At 73.5% G+C, this 18,143-nt stretch carries 15 protein-coding genes; 6 read left to right on the top strand and 9 right to left on the bottom strand.

Annotated elements, in window-relative coordinates:
- The first annotated feature begins 331 nt into the window (after nt 1–331).
- The 3 genes from AB7F12_RS14650 to AB7F12_RS14640 are packed head-to-tail and all read left to right on the top strand — an operon-like array spanning nt 332 to nt 2,743.
- A complete protein-coding gene (locus tag AB7F12_RS14650; protein ID WP_428500055.1) occupies nt 332–1,738 on the top strand; it encodes an MFS transporter in 1,407 nt (468 codons plus the stop codon).
- Complete coding sequence (locus tag AB7F12_RS14645; RefSeq protein WP_428500054.1) at nt 1,735–2,307, top strand: TetR family transcriptional regulator; 573 nt, start codon at nt 1,735–1,737, stop codon at nt 2,305–2,307. The genes AB7F12_RS14650 and AB7F12_RS14645 overlap by 4 nt, the downstream gene beginning before the upstream one ends.
- Nucleotides 2,308–2,332: 25 nt before the next feature.
- Nucleotides 2,333–2,743, top strand: coding sequence for an SRPBCC family protein (locus AB7F12_RS14640; protein WP_428500053.1), 411 nt, complete (start codon nt 2,333–2,335; stop codon nt 2,741–2,743).
- A 23-nt stretch (nt 2,744–2,766) separates the two neighbouring features.
- On the opposite strand, the gene AB7F12_RS14635 is transcribed toward AB7F12_RS14640, so the two are convergent.
- Together AB7F12_RS14635 and AB7F12_RS14630 are read right to left on the bottom strand one after the other, a co-directional pair.
- On the bottom strand, nt 2,767–3,177 hold the full coding sequence (locus tag AB7F12_RS14635; RefSeq protein WP_428500052.1) for a VOC family protein: 411 nt from the start codon (nt 3,175–3,177) through the stop codon (nt 2,767–2,769).
- 18 nt (nt 3,178–3,195) lie between these two features.
- Nucleotides 3,196–4,362 carry an acyl-CoA dehydrogenase family protein gene (locus AB7F12_RS14630; protein WP_428500051.1) on the bottom strand — a complete coding sequence of 389 codons (1,167 nt, stop codon included), beginning with the start codon at nt 4,360–4,362 and terminating at the stop codon, nt 3,196–3,198.
- A gap of 117 nt (nt 4,363–4,479) precedes the next feature.
- Between AB7F12_RS14630 and AB7F12_RS14625 the strand changes: the two genes are divergently transcribed.
- Nucleotides 4,480–4,971: a hypothetical protein gene (locus AB7F12_RS14625; RefSeq protein ID WP_428500050.1), complete on the top strand. Its 492-nt coding sequence runs from the start codon at nt 4,480–4,482 to the stop codon at nt 4,969–4,971.
- A gap of 1 nt (nt 4,972) precedes the next feature.
- Here the strand turns inward: AB7F12_RS14625 and AB7F12_RS14620 are convergent, their stop codons facing one another.
- The gene (locus AB7F12_RS14620) at nt 4,973–5,515 is read right to left on the bottom strand and encodes a carboxymuconolactone decarboxylase family protein (RefSeq protein WP_428500049.1); all 543 of its coding nucleotides are present in this window, start codon (nt 5,513–5,515) and stop codon (nt 4,973–4,975) included.
- A 277-nt stretch (nt 5,516–5,792) separates the two neighbouring features.
- Here AB7F12_RS14620 and AB7F12_RS14615 point away from each other — a divergent pair, with 277 nt between their 5' ends.
- A complete protein-coding gene (locus AB7F12_RS14615) occupies nt 5,793–11,405 on the top strand; it encodes a carboxyl transferase domain-containing protein (protein WP_428500048.1) in 5,613 nt (1,870 codons plus the stop codon).
- Between the two features lie 103 nt (nt 11,406–11,508).
- Here AB7F12_RS14615 and AB7F12_RS14610 read toward each other — a convergent pair whose 3' ends face one another.
- Together AB7F12_RS14610 and AB7F12_RS14605 are read right to left on the bottom strand one after the other, a co-directional pair.
- On the bottom strand, nt 11,509–12,717 hold the full coding sequence (locus AB7F12_RS14610; RefSeq protein ID WP_428500047.1) for a glycoside hydrolase family 3 N-terminal domain-containing protein: 1,209 nt from the start codon (nt 12,715–12,717) through the stop codon (nt 11,509–11,511).
- 79 nt (nt 12,718–12,796) lie between these two features.
- On the bottom strand, nt 12,797–13,783 hold the full coding sequence (locus AB7F12_RS14605) for a glutathione S-transferase family protein (RefSeq protein WP_428500046.1): 987 nt from the start codon (nt 13,781–13,783) through the stop codon (nt 12,797–12,799).
- A 57-nt stretch (nt 13,784–13,840) separates the two neighbouring features.
- Here AB7F12_RS14605 and AB7F12_RS14600 point away from each other — a divergent pair, with 57 nt between their 5' ends.
- Complete coding sequence (locus tag AB7F12_RS14600; protein WP_428500045.1) at nt 13,841–15,013, top strand: acetyl-CoA hydrolase/transferase C-terminal domain-containing protein; 1,173 nt, start codon at nt 13,841–13,843, stop codon at nt 15,011–15,013.
- A gap of 21 nt (nt 15,014–15,034) precedes the next feature.
- Here AB7F12_RS14600 and AB7F12_RS14595 read toward each other — a convergent pair whose 3' ends face one another.
- From AB7F12_RS14595 to AB7F12_RS14580, 4 genes are all read right to left on the bottom strand, one after another.
- The gene (locus AB7F12_RS14595; RefSeq protein ID WP_428500044.1) at nt 15,035–15,550 is read right to left on the bottom strand and encodes a GtrA family protein; all 516 of its coding nucleotides are present in this window, start codon (nt 15,548–15,550) and stop codon (nt 15,035–15,037) included.
- Nucleotides 15,551–15,694: 144 nt separating this feature from the next.
- On the bottom strand, nt 15,695–16,237 hold the full coding sequence (gene pcaG / locus AB7F12_RS14590) for a protocatechuate 3,4-dioxygenase subunit alpha (RefSeq protein ID WP_428500043.1): 543 nt from the start codon (nt 16,235–16,237) through the stop codon (nt 15,695–15,697).
- Entirely contained in the window at nt 16,230–16,937 is a 708-nt protein-coding gene (pcaH, locus tag AB7F12_RS14585; RefSeq protein ID WP_428500042.1) for a protocatechuate 3,4-dioxygenase subunit beta, read from the bottom strand. Before pcaH ends, pcaG begins: the two co-directional genes overlap by 8 nt.
- Nucleotides 16,934–18,115 (bottom strand): 4-hydroxybenzoate 3-monooxygenase, encoded by a 1,182-nt coding sequence (locus tag AB7F12_RS14580; protein ID WP_428500041.1) that lies wholly within the window; start codon nt 18,113–18,115, stop codon nt 16,934–16,936. The genes pcaH and AB7F12_RS14580 overlap by 4 nt, the downstream gene beginning before the upstream one ends.
- Nucleotides 18,116–18,143: the final 28 nt, after the last annotated feature.

The raw sequence follows: 18,143 nt of genomic DNA, 5'->3' as shown, positions 1-18,143 counted from the left end.
AGGTTCGATCCACACCGCGCACGCTGCGGGGCCCGCGACGACCGCGAACGGCGTGCCCCGACCGGACAACCCGCGCGGCGCCCGGTGCCGCACCCGTTGCGTCGCCGCCGCACCCGTTGCAAGGGTGCGACACGCGCGGAACGGGTGCGGCAGCTCGTGCGCCCCGGCCCCGGGCGAGCGGCGTTGCCCGCCCTGCGTGAGCTTGTTCGCATGGGTTCGTCCCAACTTGTGCCGGATGCGGCGCACGTGCTCTCTTAAGGGTGAACCTGTGTTCACCCGAAATGGAGTGCCTGTGGCGACAGCCGCCCCCACCCGGTCACGTTCTGCGGTCGTGATCGGCCTGTTGTGCGCGAGCGGCCTCGCCGTGTCGCTGGTCCAGACGATCGTCGTTCCGCTCCTGCCCCAGTTCCCGCACCTGCTCGACACGACGGTGTCGACGGTGTCGTGGCTGATCACGGCCACGTTGGTGGCGGGTGCGGTGTCGGCGCCGGTGTTCGGACGCCTCGGCGACATGTACGGCAAGCGGAAGATCCTGCTGTTCTCGCTCGCCCTGGTGTCGGTCGGGTCGGTGCTCGGCGCGGCGGCGCCCGACATCGTCGTGCTGCTGGTCGGCCGGGTGCTGCAGGGCGCGGCGTTCGGCGTCATCGCGTTGGGGATCAGCATCATCCGCGACGAGCTGCCCGAGCAGAAGGTGGGCAGCGGGATCGCGTTGATGAGCTCGTCGCTGGGCATCGGGGCCGCGGTGGGGCTGCCCCTGGCGGGGGTCGTCGCGCAGGTGGTGTCGTGGCGGTGGCTGTTCCTTGGCGTCGGCATCCTCGGGTTCCTGCTGGTCGCGGGGGTGCGCGCATACGTGCCGGAGTCACCGCTGCGCTCCGGCGGACGGTTCGACGTCAAGGGCGCGTTCGGCATCACCATCGGCCTGGTGTGTGTGCTGCTCGCGGTGTCGAAGGGCTCGGACTGGGGTTGGCACAGTCCCGTGGTGCTGTGTCTGATCGCGGGCGCGATCATCGTGTTCCCGCTGTGGGGCTGGTACGAGCTGCGCACGTCGGGCCCGCTGGTGGACCTGCGGGTCACGGCGCGACCGGCGGTGCTGCTCACGAACGTGACGACGGTGCTCATCGGGTTCGCGATGTTCGCGTCGTTCGTGATGACGACCCAGATCATGCAGGCGGCGCCCAGCTCGGGGTACGGGTTCGGGTTGTCGCTGGTGGGTGCGGGGATCGCGATGCTGCCGATGGGGGCGGCGATGGCGGTGCTGTCGCCGGTGTCGGCGCGCCTGTCGGCGTGGCGCGGGCCGCGGACGACGCTGGTGCTCGGTGGGCTGATGCTGCTGGCCGGCAACCTGATGGCGGCGATGCTGCCCGGTGCGCTGGGTCTGCTGATCCTGGCGACGACGGTCATCTCGATCGGCAGCGCGATGGCGTACTCGGCGATGCCGCTGCTGGTGATCCGGGCGGTGCCGCAGAGCGAGACCGCGGCGGCGAACAGCCTGAACACGCTGATGCGCCAGCTGGGCACGGCGACGTGCACGGCCGTGATCGCGGCGGTCACGTCGGCGATGACGGTGAGCGCCGGCGGGACGGTGGTGCCGCCGCGGACCTACACGATCGTCTTCGTCGTCGCGGCGGCCGCGGCGCTGGTCGGGACGATCATCGCCGCGGTGACGCCGTCGCCGGAGACGGTTGCGGGTGCGGACGAGCACGAGGCTCCCGCCACGGTGGGGGCGAGGGCGGCATGAACGCGACGGTCACGGAGCGCCGCTGCGCCGCCGACACCCGCGACGCCCTGATCCGCGCGGCGCGGCGGCACTTCTCGGTGCACGGCTACGCGGGGGCGACGCTGCGGGGGATCGCGGCCGAGGCCCAGGTGAGCGCGGCGTTGCTGGTGAAGTACTTCGGCAGCAAGGAAGCCCTGCTCACCGCGGCGTCCGACCTGGAGGCCGAGACGGCGGAGCTGCTCGACGCCCCGAACGAGACGCTGGGCCGTCATCTCGTCGCGGCGCTGCTCGCGCTGCACGACCGCGCCGAGGCCGACCCGTTGCTGCGGGTGGTGCTGACGGGTCCGCGCCCGGGTGGGGAGCGGATCGTCGAGGAGCTGGACCGTCGGCTCGTGGGCCCGTTGGCGGCCCGGCTGACCGGCCCGGACGCCCGGCTGCGCGCCGAGCTGGTGTGCGCGCAGCTGATCGGCCTGGGTGCGGTGCGGCTGCTGCTGACGTCGCCCGCGACGGTCGCGGAGCCGCCGGCGGCGCTGGTCGAGCGGCTCGGTCCGATCCTGCAGGCGTGGATCGACCCGCCGCCGGTTCGCTGAGCGGCTGCGGGGTACCCGGCGCGGCATGGGCGACTACGAGCACTCCACCACCGTCGCGGCGGACCCCGACGAGCTCTTCGACTACCTGTCCGACGTGCACAACCTCCCCGACTACTTCGCCGCGATGCGCGAGGCCGTGCCGACGGGCAAGCCGTCGCACGGCGGCGAGGAGGTGCACGTCGTCGCCGAGGTCGAGGGGTCACGTCGCGAGGGCGAGGCGTGGATCGACACCGACAAGGACAAGCGCGTGCTGTCGTGGGGCTCGGAGGGGCCCAACGGCTACGGCGGCGCGCTGGAGGTGGGTGGCTCACCGGGCGAGGCGACGGTGACCGTGACGCTGCACACCGAGCGGGCCGACGGGCCCGGCATCCGCGCCGGTCTGGAGCAGACGCTCGCGGAGATCAAGATCGCGGTCGAGGGCTCGTCGACGTCCTGAGGATCGCGCGCCGGGCCCCTCGCTCACCGGTCGGGGCGCACGTCGCGGCGGATCGGGTGTTCCGGTGGGATCTCGACGACGACGATCCGGGTGCCGTCGGGGTCGGCGATCCACATCTCGTCGAGCCCCCAGGGTTCCCGGCGCGGTTCGCGCAGCACGCGCACGTCCTTGCCGGCGAGCTCGGTGTGGGTGGCGGTGAGGTCGCGCACCTGGAGCCACAGCCGCAGTCCCGCCCCCTCGGCGCCCGCGGTGGCGCCCTCGGCCCCGGGCTCGGCGGCGTGGGCGGACACTTCGAGCAACCCGTTGCCCAGGAAGAACACCGTGCCGCCGGGGAACTCGCGGTGTACCGCCAGACCGAGGACGTCGCGGTAGAAGCCGAGCGCGGCGTCGGGATCGGCGGGCCGCAGGATCGCGCGGCTGCTCAGGATCTCCACGCGGCCCGACCCTAGTGGTCAGTACGAGCGCGGCAGCCCCAGCACGTGCTCGGCGACGTAGTTGAGGACCATCTCCTGCGAGATCGGGGCGATCTTCATCAGCCGCGACTCGGTGAACCAGCGGCTGACGTCGTACTCGGTGGCGTAGCCGAAGCCGCCGTGGGTCTGCATCGCGCGGTCGGCGGCGAAGAACGCCGCCTCCGAGGCCAGGTACTTGGCCGTGTTGGCCTGCTCGCCGCAGGGCAGGCCGTGGTCGTAGCGCCACGACGCCTCGCGCACGGCGAGCTCGGCGGCCCGCAGCTTCATGTGCGCCTCGGCCAGCGGGAACGCGATGCCCTGATTCTTGCCGATGGGCCGGCCGAACACCTGCCGGCCGTTCGCGTACTCGACGGCGCGGCGCACGGACACCCGCCCGATGCCGAGGGCCTCGGCGGCGATGAGGATGCGTTCGGGGTTGAGGCCGTCTAGCAGGTAGCGGAAGCCCTTGCCCTCCTCGCCGACGCGGTCGGCGACGGGGACGCGCAGGTCGTCGTAGCGGGTCTCGTTGGAGGCGACGGCGTTGCGGCCCAGCTTGGGGATGGGCGTGATGTCGACCTCGGGGACCTGCAGGTCGGCCAGCAGCAGCGTCATGCCGTCGGTGCGCTTGGCACACTCCTCGATCGGCGTGGTGCGCACGAGCAGCAGGACCTTCTCACAGTCGCCCGCCTTGGACGTCCACACCTTCTGGCCGCGCACGACGTAGTGGTCACCGTCGAGGCGGGCGCGCGTGGTGATCGACGTGGTGTCGGTGCCGGAGTCGGGCTCGGTGACGCCGAACGCGACGTGCAGGTCGCCGGACGCGACGCGGGGCAGGTACGTCGCGCGCATCTCGTCGCTGCCGTACTTGACGACGGGGTTCATCCCGAACACGGACAGGTGGATCGCGCTGGCGCCGTTCATCCCGGCGCCGGAGGCGGCGACCTCCTCCAGCACGATCGAGGCCTCGGTGATGCCGCGCCCTCCCCCGCCGTACTCCTCGGGGATCGCGATGCCGATCCAGCCGCCCTCGGCCATGGCGTCGTAGAAGTCCCACGGGAAGCGGTGCTCGGCGTCGGCGGCGCGCCAGTACTCGTCGGGGAAGCCCTTGCAGACGGTGCGCACCCCCTCGCGGATGGCGCGGTGATCGTCGTCCTCGGCGAAGTCCACGCCGCTGATGATGCACGCCCACCGGCCGCCGCGCAGCATCCCGACCGACCGGACGGTCCGGTGTTGCACGGGCGTGCCCGGTTTGGTGGGGTCGGGGCCGACGGAGGGGGTGGCCGGGTGACGGTCAGGGCGGAGAAGACCGGATTCTGGCGGTCGCGCTACGAGGTGAGCGTCGACGACCGGCCGGTCGCGACGTTCGACGGCACCACCTGGAAGGGCGGCGGCACGTTCACCGTCCGCGACGGGCAGTCCTACCGGGTGGTCGCGCGGAAGTTCGGCAGCCGCTACGAGCTGTGCCGGCTGCTCGACTCCGCCGGCACCCTGTCGGAGCCCCTCGCCGTCGCCGAGCGCGTCGGCCGCAAGGAGTGGTCGATCACCGAGGCCGACGGCACGAGCTACCGCTTCCGGCGCCGCTCGTTCTGGGGCAGCGAGCAGGACCTGCTCGGCCCCGACGGCACCACCGCGGGCGCGGTGACGCGGCTCAGCGCGTGGCGCGGCGGCGCGCTGGCCGAGCTGCCCCGGATGCACGAGGCGCTGCAGGTGTTCGTCGTCGCCGTCGTGATCTGCATGTGGGACGCCCAGACCGCCGCCGCGGCCGGCGGCGGATGAGTCAGGTGCTCGCGCGGATCGCGCCGACCGCGGCGGCGTCGTCGGCGTCGATCCGCAGTGCCGTCATCATCCGGGCCAGGCCCAGGTAGTGCCCGGCCAGCACCATCACCTCGACGACCTGCCGGTCGTCGAGGTGCGCGGCGAGCGCGGCGTGCCGCTCGTCGGGCACCTCGCCGTCGCGGACGACGTCGGCGACCACCGCGAGCGTGGCGCGCTGGACCGCGTCGAAGCAGTCGGCGCCGTCGTCACCGCGGTCGAGCGCCGCGATCTGTTCGTCGGTCGCCCCGGCGGCCCGCGCGATCTCGACGTGCTGGTCCCACTCGTAGCGCGCCGCGAGCCGACCCACCTGCATGATCACCAGCTCGCGCAGCAGCGGGTCGATCGCCAGGTCGTTGAGCAACGCGCCACCGAGTCGCAGCCAGGGCCGCAGCAGGGTGGGTGCGTTGGCCACCATCGCGAACACGTGCAGATCGGGCAGCTTCGCCAGGACCGGCGCCGTCTCGGGCGGGGCATCGGCGGCGGTCACGTACTGAACTCTGGCCACGCCCGCAGGGTAGGCGGCCACGCCGTCCCCCACACGGGCGGTTGCGAGAGCCCGGTCACATCGGATTGGGTCGGCGAACGCCCCGAACGGGGATACCCGTCGGTAGCGACGTGAGGTGGGTGGGCCGGGGTGCCGTGCCGCGACGATCCATAGCAGAGTCACGGACGACGACGACGGTCGACGACGTCCGAACGACGACGTCCGGACGGTGCCGGGGGTCGCCGGTCGCGTCGGCCGCGACGACCACCACGAGGACGAGCCCGAGGATGATCGCTGCATGAACCCAGGGACCAGACCCTTCACGCGCCTGGCCGTCGTGAACCGCGGAGAACCCGCGATGCGACTGATCAACGCGGTCCGCGAGTGGAACGCCGAGGGCCGCACGCCACTGACGACGATCGCCGTGCACACGGCCGTCGACGCGCGCGCGATGTTCGTCCGGGAGTCCGACGAGTCCGTCCTCATCGGGCCCGACGACCCCGACCACATGGGTCCCAGCCCCTACCTCGACCACGCGGAGCTGGAGCGGGCGCTGCGCGCCTGCGGTGCCGACGCCGTGTGGCCGGGCTGGGGTTTCGTCTCCGAGAAGTCCGACTTCGTCGCGATGTGCGAGCGGCTGGGTATCACGTTCGTCGGCCCGGCGTCCGACGTCATGCACCGCCTCGGCGACAAGATCGAGTCGAAGCTGCTGGCCGCGCAGGTCGGCGTCCCGATGGCGGCGTGGAGCGGCGGCCCGGTGGCCGACGTGGAGCAGGCCCGCCGGCACGCCGAGACGATCGGCTACCCGCTGATGGTCAAGGCCACCGCGGGTGGCGGCGGGCGCGGCATCCGGTACGTCTCGTCGGCCGACGAGCTCGACGAGGCGTTCACCCGCGCGTCGTCGGAGGCGTCGAAGACCGCCGGTGACGCGACGGTGTTCCTGGAGCGCGCGATCCGCGGCGGGCGCCACGTCGAGGTGCAGGTCGTCGCCGACGCCACCGGCGACGTCTGGACGCTCGGGGTGCGCGACTGCTCGGTGCAGCGGCGCAACCAGAAGGTCATCGAGGAGTCCGCGTCGACCGCGCTGGACGCCGAGCAGGAGGCGCTGCTGCGCTCCTCGGCGGCCGAGCTGGTGCGGGCCGCGGGCTACGTCAACGCGGGCACCGTCGAGTTCCTCTACGAGCCCAAGGAGCGGCTGCTGTCGTTCCTGGAGGTCAACACCCGGCTGCAGGTGGAGCACTGCGTCACCGAGGCCACCACCGGCGTCGACATCGTCAAGCTGCAGCTGCACGTCGCCGCGGGGGGCACGCTCGCCGAGATCGCCCCGTCGGCCCCGGAGCCGCGCGGGCACGCCATCGAGGCGCGGCTCACCGCCGAGGACCCCGACCGCGGCTTCGCCCCCGCACCCGGGCGCATCATGCACCTCGCGCTGCCCAGCGGGCCCGGCGTGCGCGTCGACACCGGCGTCGCCACCGGCGACGTCATCCCCTCGCAGTTCGACTCGATGATCGCCAAGGTCATCGCGTGGGGCCGCGACCGCGGCGAGGCCCGCGCCCGGCTCTCCCGCGCGCTGCGCCAGACCGCCGCGGTGATCGACGGCGGCACCACCAACAAGGCGTTCCTGCTCGACCTGCTCGACCGCCCCGAGGTCGCCTCCGGCGAGCTCGACACCACCTGGCTCGACACGATGATGGCCGACGGGTACACCCCGCCGCGCCGCCTCGACGTCGCGCTGCTGGCCACCGCGGTCGAGGCGCACGACGCGCACGTCGAACGCCAGCAGCAGCGGCTGTTCCTGTCGGCCGAGCGCGGGCGCCCCGAGGTGGGGCACGAGACCTGGTACCAGGTCGACGTCCGCGCCGGCGGCGAGGCCTACCGGCTGCGGGTCGCCCGGTCGCGACCGCGGCGCTACCGCGTCGAGCTCGACCTGCCCGCCGCGCCGGGCATGACCAACCGCCAGTCCGTCGACGTCGACGTCGAGCGCTCCGGCCGGTTCGAGCGCCGCGTGACCGTCGCCGGGCGCACCTACTCGGTGCTGTCGGTGGCGCAGGGCCCCGACTACCTCGTCGAGGTCGACGGTGCGGTGCACCGCATCTCCGGCGGCGAGGCCGGCATGGTCCGCGCGCCCGCCCCGGCGATGGTCGTGGCCATCCCGGTGTCCGAGGGTGACGTGGTGGCCGAGGGCGACGTGCTCGCCGTCGTCGAGTCGATGAAGCTGGAGACGGCGCTGCGCGCGCCCGTGTCCGGCACCGTCGCCGAGATCCTGGTCGCGGCCAACACGCAGGTCGAGGGCGGCACCAAGCTCGTCCGGCTGGAGCCCGACGAGTCCGGCGACGGCGGGGGCGAGGCGAGCGACCGCGTCGACCTCTCCGCGTTCGGCGACCCCACCGCGACCGCCGACGCGACGACCCGCGCCGCCGACGCCCTCGCCGCGCTGCGCGCCCTCGTGCTCGGCTTCGACGTCGACGAGTCCGAGGCCCGGCCGCTGCTGGCCCGGCTCGCCGCGGCCCGCGAGGAACTGCCCGACGACGACCCGCGCACCCTCGCCGCCGAGATCGCCGTCCTGCAGATCTTCGCCGACCTGTCGGCGCTGTCGCGCAACAAGCGGGTCCCCGACGGCCAGGCCCCCGACGCCTCCACCGTCGACGCCGAGGCCGCCCGCAACCCTCAGGAGTTCCTCCACGCCTACCTGCGGTCCCGCGACGCCGACGCGGAGGGCCTGCCCGAGTCGTTCCGGCTGCGGCTGCGCCGCGCGCTCGCGCACTACGGCGTCACCGACCTGGAGCCGTCGGCCGACCTCGGGCCCGCCCTGTACCGGATCTTCCTGGCGCACCGCCGGGCGACGGCGCAGGCCTCGGTGCTCTCGGAGCTGCTGCGCTGGCGGCTGCAGCACGCCACGCTGCCCGCCGGCGCCCGCGACGCCTACCGGCAGATGCTCGACAACCTCGTCACCGCCACCCAGCTACGGTTCCCGCTGATCGGTGACGTGGCCCGGCAGGTGCGGCACCGGCTCTTCGACGCCCCCCGCATCACCGAGACCCGCCACCAGGTGCAGGCCGAGGTCGCGCAGCGGCTCGCCTCGCTGGCCACCGACGGGCCCGAGCGCGCCGCCCAGATCGACCGCATCGTCGCCGCGGGCGAGCCCATCCTCGAGGTGTTCACCGAGGCCCAGCACGCCGCGATGCTGGAGGTGATGACCCGTCGCTACTACCGGATCCGCCAGACCGGCCCGGTGCAGATCGTCGACCACGGCGGCCGCCCGGTGCTCACGGCCGGCTACACCGCCGACGGGCACGACTACCTGATCCTCGCGACCGTCGCCAGCGGCCGGGCCGCCACCGACGACCCGGGCTCCGACGCGCCCGCCGCCGTCTCCACCGACCTCAACCGCATGGTCGCGACGCTGCCGCCCGGCCGCACCGCGCTCATCGACCTCTACGTGACCTCCGACGACTCCGCAGGTGTCGACCCCGACGCCCGCGCCCGCCGGATCGCCGACAAGGTCGGCACCATCCCCGCGTCCGTCGGCCGGGTCGCCGTCGCGGTCCGGCGCGCGGACGGCGACGGCAACGGCACCACCATGTGGTTCACCTTCCGCGCCGGCCCCGACGGGGCCCCCGTCGAGGACCGCACCCTGCGCGGGCTGCACCCCATGGTCGCCGAACGTCTCGGGCTGTGGCGGCTGTCCGGGTTCGAGCTGACCCGGCTCCCGTCCGCGGTCGACGTGCACCTGTTCCGCGCCCAGGGCCGCACCATGCCCGAGGACCAGCGGCTCATCGCGCTCGCCGACGTCCGCGCCCTCACCCTGGTGCGCGACGACACCGGGCGCATCAGCGGCCTGCCCGAGCTGGAACGGACGCTCGACGCCTGCCTCGACAGCATGCGCGCGGCCCGCGCGTCCGACCCGCGGGCGGCCAAGCTCGACTGGAACCGGCTGCTGCTCTACGTGTGGCCGCCCGTCGACGTCCCCTTCGAGGCCCTCGACGCCGTCGTCCGGACCCTGGCACCCCGCACCGACGGCCTCGGTCTCGAACAGGTCCTCGTCCAGTTCCGGACCAGCCTGCCCGACGGCAGCACCCGCGAACACATGCTGCGCATGTCCCGCCCGCCCGGCGCGGGCCTCACGCTGCGCGTCACCGAGCCGCCGACGCTGCCGCTGCGCGAGCTCGACGCCTACACCCAGAAGGTCATCCGGGCGCGGCGCCGCGGCGCGGTCTACCCGTACGAGCTCGTCCCGCTCGTGACCCGCAACCCCGACGCCGCCGGGCCCCCCGGCCGGTTCGTCGAGTACGACCTCGACGACACCGGCACCGCCGTACCCGTCGACCGCGCCCCCGGCGGCAACACCGCCAACCTGGTGCTCGGCGTCGTCACCACCGCGACCGCGCGCTACCCCGAGGGCATGACCCGCGTCGTCCTCATCGGCGACCCGACCAAGGCCCTCGGGGCGCTCGCCGAACCCGAGTGTGCGCGCGTCGTCGCCGCCATCGACCTGGCCCGCCGCCTCGGCGCACCCGTCGAATGGTTCGCCGTGTCCGCCGGCGCCAAGATCGCCATGGACTCCGGGGTCGAGAACATGGACTGGATCTCCCGCGCGCTGCGGGCGATCGTCGAGTTCACCCAGGACGGCGGCGAGATCAACGTCGTCGTCACCGGCATCAACGTCGGCGCCCAGCCGTACTGGAACGCCGAGGCCACGATGCTGATGCACACCAAGGGCATCCTGGTCATGACGCCCGACTCCGCGATGGTGCTCACCGGCAAACAGTCGCTCGACTACTCCGGGGGCGTCTCCGCCGAGGACAACTTCGGCATCGGCGGCTACGACCGCATCATGGGCCCCAACGGCCAGGCGCAGTACTGGGCGCCCGACCTCTCCGGCGCCGTCGACGTCCTGCTCGCCCACTACGCGCACACCTACACCGCGCCCGGCGAGCGGTTCCCGCGGCCCGCGCCCTCGACCGACCCGGTCGAGCGGGACATCAGCGACTCCCCCCACGCCGGGGCCGGCTGCGACTTCACCCGCCTCGGCGAGGTCTTCGCACCCGAGACCAACCGGGAACGCAAGAAGCCCTTCGACATCCGCTCGCTGCTGCACGGGGTCGCCGACAGCGACCACCCCACCCTGGAGCGCTGGGCCGACATGCACGACGCCGAGTCCGTCGTCGCGCTCGACGCCCACCTCGGCGGCCAGTCCGTCGCGCTCGTCGGCGTCGAGTCGCGGCCGCTGGCCCGCCGCGGGCTCTCCCCCGTCGACGGCCCCTCCCAGTGGACCGCGGGGACCCTGTTCCCGCGGTCGTCGAAGAAGATGGCCCGCGCCATCAACGCCGCCAGCGGCAACCGGCCCGTCGTCATCCTGGCCAACCTGTCCGGCTTCGACGGCTCACCGGAGTCGCTGCGCGGCCTGCAGCTGGAGTACGGCGCCGAGATCGGCCGGGCCGTCGTCAACTTCGACGGGCCCATCGTGTTCTGCGTCGTGTCCCGCTACCACGGCGGCGCGTTCGTCGTGTTCTCCAAGACGCTCAACGACAACATGGAGGTCGCCGCCATCGAGGGCTCCTACGCCTCGGTGCTCGGCGGCGCCCCCGCCGCCGCGGTCGTCTTCGCCGGGGAGGTCAACCGGCGCACCGCCGCCGACCCGGACGTCGCCGCGTTGGAGTCCAAGCTCGCCGACGCCGTCGAGAGCGGGGTGCAGACGGAGGTCGCGCGGCTGCGCTCGGAGCTCGCCCAGCTGCGGGCGCAGGTGCGGTCGGTGAAGCTCGGGCAGGTGGCCGAGGAGTTCGACGCGAAGCACAGCATCGAGCGGGCCCAGCAGGTCGGCTCCGTCGACCGGATCGTCCCGCCCGCCCAGCTGCGCCCCTACCTCGCCGACGCCGTCCAGCGCGGCATGGCGAAGGCCCTGCGCTCGTAACGAGGTCCGGCGGGCGCACCTGCCCGCAATGCAGGAACGGCACTTTCCCGCAGCCCGGTTGCGGGAAAGTGCCGTTCCTGCACATCGGGGGGCGAGCCTGGCCTCAGCCGCAGAGGCCCTTGTTCGCCAGGATGCGTGCGACGGCGGCGTCGTTGTCGGCCGGGGTGATCGTGCCCGCGGCCAGCGCCTTCTCCAGGGCGTCGATCACCGGGCCCGGCGAGGTGATGTCCGAGGACAGCGCCATGTCCGCCCCCGCCGCCAGCGCCCGCACCGACGCCTGCGGCACCGTGAACTGCGCCGAGATGGCCTTCATGGCGCCGAGGTCGTCGGTCACGACCATCCCGTCGAACCCGTACTCGTCGCGCAGCAGCTGGTAGACCGCCGGGGTCAGCGACGAGGGCAGGTCGGTGGTGAGGCCGGGGACGTCGAGGTGGCCGACCATCACCGCGATCCGGGTGCCGTGCAACGGCTTGCCGGGTCCGACGAGGTCGCCGTACGGGAGCAGGTCGGCGTTGCGGAGCTGGGCGAGCGGCGGCACGCTGACGCGGCCCTTGTGCGAGTCGCCGGTCGAGTGGCCGTGACCGGGGAAGTGCTTGAGGGTGCCGACGATCCCGCCGTCCTCGAGCCCCTGCGCGAACGCCTGGGCGTACTCGGTGACGACGGCGGGGTCGTTCGAGAAGGAGCGGTCGCCGATGACGGCGTTCGCGGGCTGGTCGCTGACGTCGGCGTCCGGGGCGAAGTCGATCGTGACGCCGCGGGCCTTCAGCTGCTGGGCGCGCTTCTTCGCGATCGCCCGGACCTGCTCGGGCGTCTTCGTCGCCGCCATCGTGCGGGCGCTGGGCAGGGAGCCGTCGAGGTCGTCGATGCGCTGGACGCGGCCGCCCTCGTCGTCGACCGCCACGGCCACGGGCACCGGGGACGCCTTCTGCACGGCGGCGAGCGCGTCGTTCTGCAGCAGGGCCGTGGCGTTGCCGCCGACGAAGATGCCGCCGACGTGCGTGGCCTTCACCGTGGCGGCCACCGAGGCCGGGTTCGAGGGGTCGACGCCGACCATCACGCGCTGGGCGAGCCGGTCGCGCGTCGACATCGCGGCGACCATCGGGGCACAGGTCGACTCGGCCAGGGCTCGTGTCGACGGTGGCGCGTCGGCGGAGGGCGTCGGGGTCGTCGACACGACCTGCGACGTCAGGCCGGGCCCGCCGCCCGCACCGGTGGCGGCGACCCCGACCCCGGCGAGCACCGAGCCGGCGATCAGCCCGACGAGCACGGGGACGGCGGTGCGCAGGCTGCGGGGCGATCGACGGGATGACATCGCCTTCGATCGTCCCAGGCGCGGCCGCAGCCGACGACCCGACCCACCGTCACGACAGTGCAGATCACGACAGTGCAGATCACGACAGGGGCGGGACCCGCTCCCCCTCGCGGACCGGCCCGGGCGGGGTGCCGTCGCCGAACGGGCGCCCACCCAGCTCGGCGCGGTCGTGCGGGTCGAGCCAGTTGCGCGGGTCCGGGCCCAGCGGCACGACGCCCGACGGGTTCACCTGGTGGTGGACGCCGTAGTAATGGGCCTTGATCTGCGCGAAGTCGATGGTGTCGCCGAAGCCGGGTGTCTGGAACAGGTCGCGGGCGTAGGCCCACAGCACCGGCATCTCCGACAGCTTCTGCCGGTTGCACTTGAAGTGCCCGTGGTAGACGGCGTCGAAGCGGACGAGCGTCACCCACAGCCGGACGTCGGCCTCGGTGATCGTGTCGCCGACGAGGAACCGCTGCGTCGTGAGGCGGTCGGCCAGCAGGTCGAGGCGCCGGAACACGGCCCCGTAGGCGTCCTCGTAGGCCTGCTGGGTGCTCGCGAAACCCGCCCGGTAGACGCCGTTGTTGACGTCGCGGTACACGCCCTCGTTGACCTCGTCGATCTCGGCGCGCAACGCCTGCGGGTAGAGGTCGGGAGCACCTTCGCGGTGGAAGGCCGTCCACTGGGTGGTGAAGTCGAGCGTCATGTTGGCGAAGTCGTTGCTGACGACCTTGCCGCTCGCGATCTCCACCATCGCCGGCACGGTGATGCCCGCGGTGTAGTCGGGGTCGGCGGCGCGGTAGGCCTCGCCGAGGTACTCGATGCCCAGCACCGGGTCCTTGTCGCCGGGGTCGTTGTGGAAGCGCCAGGACCGCTCGTCGTGCAACGGGCCGGCGATCCCCAGGGAGAACGCGTCCTCCAGTCCGAGGAGCCGCCGCACGATGACGGTCCGGTTCGCCCACGGGCACGCCCGCGCGACCACGAGGCGGTAGCGGCCCGCCTCCACCGGCCACGGCGACGACCCGTCGGCCGTGATGCGTTCCTGCACTCCGAGCGGGGCGCGCACGAACGCACCGGTGTCAGCCATGTCCCCGAATCTAGGCCGGGGACCCGGGAGCCGCCCGCGCTGTGATCGAATCGGCTGATGGCCGCCGCCGCCCTCACCGACCTCGTCCGCCCGGGCATGCGCATCGCCCTCGCCGACGGCACGAGCACCCCGCAGCAGTTGCACGCACCGCTGTCGGCTGCCGCGGCCGCCGCCGGTGACGTCCGGCTCGTCGTGGGCTGGCACCCCGCGCCCGCCCCGGACCTCGACGTCACCGCGTTCGCCGACGTCGTCTGCGTCGCCGGTGGCCCTGCGCTGCGCGAGCACATCGACGCCGGGACCGTCCGATTCACGCCGTCGCGGCTCTCGGCGGTGCCGTCGCTGCTGGCGGGACCGCTGCGGCCCGACCTCGTCGTCGCGACCCTGGTCCGCGACCCCGACGGCTACCGCATGGGTGGGGATGCCGGCTGGGCGCGGGGGCTGATCGAGGCGGGCATCCCCGTCGCCGCGCTCGTGTCGGGCACCGCGCCGCACGCCGACGCCGGCCCGCCGCTGCCCGACGCCGCGATCACCGTCGTCGCCGAGACCTCCGCCGGGCCCGCGGAGATCCCCACCCCCGCACCCACCGCTGTCGACGTGGCGATCGCCGAGCACGTCGCCGGGCTCGTGCCGGAGGGGGCGCGCGTGCAGGTGGGGCCCGGACGGCTGGCGGCGGCGATGGTGTCGGCGCTGCGGGTGCCCGTCCGCGTCGACTCCGGGCTGCTGCCCGAACCCGTCGTCGACCTCGACGCGGCCGGTCTCCTGCTCGACGACCCGGTGTGCGCCTATCTGATCGGGACGCGTCGCCTGCACGACTGGGCCGACGGCCGCCGGCTCCTGCACCCGGTGGAGGTCACCCACGACGTCGGGCGGCTGTCGTCGGCCGCTCTGCCGCCGCTGGTCGCGCTCAATGCCGCGCTGGAGATCGACGTCGACGGGCAGGTCAACGTCGAGGGCATCGGGTCGCGCACGACCGGCCTGATCGGTGGGCACCCCGACTTCGCGGCCGCCGGGGCCCGCTGCGTCGGCGGGCTCTCGGTGATCGCGCTGGCGAGCCGCCACCGCGACCGTCCGACGCTGGTGTCGCGGCTGTCCCGCCCGGTCACGACGGCCTCCCACGACATCGGGGTCGTCGTGACCGAACGCGGGGTGGTCGACCTGCGCGGCCTCGACCGCCCCGCCCGCCGCGCCGCCCTGCTGGACCTGTGGGGCGTCGCCTCCGGCGACCTGTGAGTCCCGGCCGGCCGCGGGCCGTCAGGCGGCTGCCGACCGTCCCGGCCGGCCGGGGGCGAACACCCAGTACCGCATCGCGAGGAACCGCATCAGCCCACCGAGGACGCTGGCCGCGGCGATGGCCAGGGCCTCCTCCCACTGGGTCGCGCCCGGGACCAGCCACTCCAGCAGCAGGAGCACACCGGAGGTGTAGAAGGCGTAGAAGACGACGGTGACCACGTCCTGCACCGAGGCGCGCAGCCGGTGCGCGGCGGCGCCGTCGAAGGTGAAGCGGCGGTTGAGCTCCGTCGTGAGCCCGGTGCTCAGCAACAGGGCGACGACGTTGGCCGGCACGGGCGACATCCAGGTGCGCAGCGCGAGATAGATCAGCGCGCTGAGGGCCGTCCCGGTGCCACCGACGATCGCGAACCGGGCCAGCTGCACGAACGTCGGGTGGCGTCGGCGCAGCCGTTCGAGGCGGTCGGTGAGGGCGGGCGTGGGCGTCGGCAGCTGCAGACGCGGTCCGCGCCCGCCCTGTTCGACCACACCGTTCGCCATCACGACCCTCCTACCGGTTTCAACCATCTACGACAGTTTTCTCATCCCGGCGTGGGGTCGTGCTCGGTGGGACCTGTGGATCACCTGTGAGACGTGTCCCATCCCACGGTCCGGCACCCTCGCACCGCGAGGGTCCCGGCGCGCTCAGACCGCGAAGAACACCGTCTCGTCCTCGCCCTGCAGCCTGATGTCGAAGCGGAGGTCGCCGCGGCCCGTGTCGACGGCGACGAGGGTGGCGCGGCGCTCGGCGGGAACGGTGGCGAGGACGGGGTCGGTGGCGTTGGCGGCGGCCTCGTCGGGGAAGTAGATCCGGGTCACGACACGGTCGAGCAGCCCGCGGGCGAAGACGCTGACGTCGATGTGCGGGGCCTGGCCGTCGACCGGTCCGGGTTTGAGGGTGCGGATCTCCCAGTGGCCGTCACCGTCGGTGGGGCACCGGCCGAATCCGCGGAACGCGCTTCCCGCCGCCGAGTCCGGGTGGTCGAAGTGCCCGTCGGGGTCGGCCTGCCAGGTCTCGACGACGGCGTCGAACACCGGCTCCCCGGCGCCGTCGACCACGATGCCGCCGATGCGGAGGGCGTCGGGGGTGTCCTCGCCGGCCACGTCGGCGCCGTCGGGCCAGGTCAGGCCCAGACTCAGGAACGGCCCGACCGTCTGCGACGGGGTGGGCCCGGGGGTCTCAGTCATCGTGGGGCTCCTCGAACGGGGTCTGCTCGCGGCCGCGCAGCACGATGTCCCAGGTGAAGGCGAGCGCCCACTCGGCGCGGGTGGCGTCGAGGTCGAAACGCGACACCATCCGCTGCCGCGCGGCCGCGTCGGGCACCGAGTTGAAGATCGGGTCCTGGCCGAAGAGCGGGTCGTCGGGGAAGTACATCTGCGTGACGAGCCGCTGCGTGAACGACGTCCCGAACAGCGAGAAGTGGATGTGCGCGGGGCGCCAGGCGTTGTGGTGGTTGCCCCACGGGTAGGCGCCGGGGCGGATGGTGGTGAACGAGTAGGTGCCCGCCGAGTCGGTCATGACGCGGCCGCCGCCGGTGAAGTTGGGGTCGAGCGGGGCGGGCCAGTTGTCGCGGGCGTGGGCGTAGCGGCCGGCGGCGTTGGCCTGCCAGACCTCGACGAGCGTGTCCGGCACCGGGCGGCCGTCGGAGTCGAGGACCCGCCCGGACACGACGATCCGCTGTCCGATCGGCTCGCCCGTGTGCTGGGAGGTGAGGTCGTGGTCGGTGGGCCCGATCCGGTCCGCGCCCAGCAGCGGCCCGGTGACCTCGGTGAGCCGGTGCGGCAGCACCACCGGCGGCTGCGACGGCGCGCGCAGCGTCGTACTGCGGTAGCCGGCGAAGTCCAGCGGCGGGTGGGTGCCGTCGGGCGGGGGCGGGAAACGGGTCACGCGAGACCTCCGTGCGGCAGTCCGGTGTAGTTCTCGGCCAGGCTCGTCGCGGCGGCCCGCGACGACACGGTGTAGCGCAGCTGCGACAGCTGCAGGGCGCGGCCGAACGCGTCGCCGTGCTCGGAGCCGGGCCCGTAGCGGTGCAGCATCGACGTCATGAACGTCGAGAAGTGCTCGGCCCGCCACACCCGGCGCAGGCAGGTCGCGGAGTAGGCGTCGACACCCGTCGACGACCCGCGCCGCAGCAGGTCCTCGAGCGCGTCGGCGAGGACGGCGACGTCGGCGACCGCGAGGTTCATGCCCTTGGCGCCGGTGGGCGGGACGATGTGCGCGGCGTCACCGGCGAGGAACAGCCGGCCGTGGCGCATGGGTTCGGCGACCATGCTGCGCATCCCGGTGACCGACGGCCGCTCCAGCAGCGGGCCCTCGTTGAGTGTGATCCCGGTCAGGCGCGCGCCCAGCTCGTCCCAGATCCGGGCGTCGGACCAGCGGGCGGCGTCCTCGTCGGCGGGCACCTGCAGGTAGAGGCGGGTGATGTGGGGGCTGCGCATGGAGTAGAGGGCGAACCCGCGGTCGGAGTTCGCGTAGACGAGCTCGTCGCGGGTGGGGGCGGCCTTCGCAAGGATGCCGAGCCAGCCGAACGGGTACGCGCGTTCGACGACGGTCGGCGCGAACGCGCGCCGGCTCACCCCGTGGAAGCCGTCGCAGCCGGCGACGACGTCGCACTCGATCTCGCGGGCGATGCCGGCGGTGTCGGTGAACGTGATCGACGGGCGGTCGGTGGTGAGGGCGTGCAGCGCGACGTCGGCGGCCTCGAACTCGATGGTCCCGCCGTCGCGCAGCCGGGCGGCGATGAGGTCCTTGACGACCTCCTGCTGGCCGTAGACGACGATCCCGCGGCCCACGAGGTCGGCGAAGTCGATGTGGTGGCACGTGTCGTCGAACAGCAGGGAGATGCCGTCGTGGGGCATCCCCTGCGCGTCCATCCGCTCGCCGACCTCTTCCGCGCGCAGCAGCTCGGCCGTCGGGTGTTCGAGCACACCTGCCCGCACCCGCTGCTCCACGTAGGAGCGGCTGCGGGCCTCGACGACGACGGAGTCGACGCCGCGGCGGGCGAGCATGTGTGAGAGGAGCAGTCCGGCGGGCCCGGCGCCGACGATCCCGACCTGGGTCCGCATCCGCACGACCCTCCCGTCCCCACGATCC

Source organism: Pseudonocardia sp., assembly GCF_050250275.1.
Taxonomy (GTDB): Bacteria; Actinomycetota; Actinomycetes; order Mycobacteriales; family Pseudonocardiaceae; genus Pseudonocardia.
The sequence above is the reverse complement of the archived record's forward strand: the minus strand, read 5'-3'. Positions and strand labels throughout refer to the sequence as shown.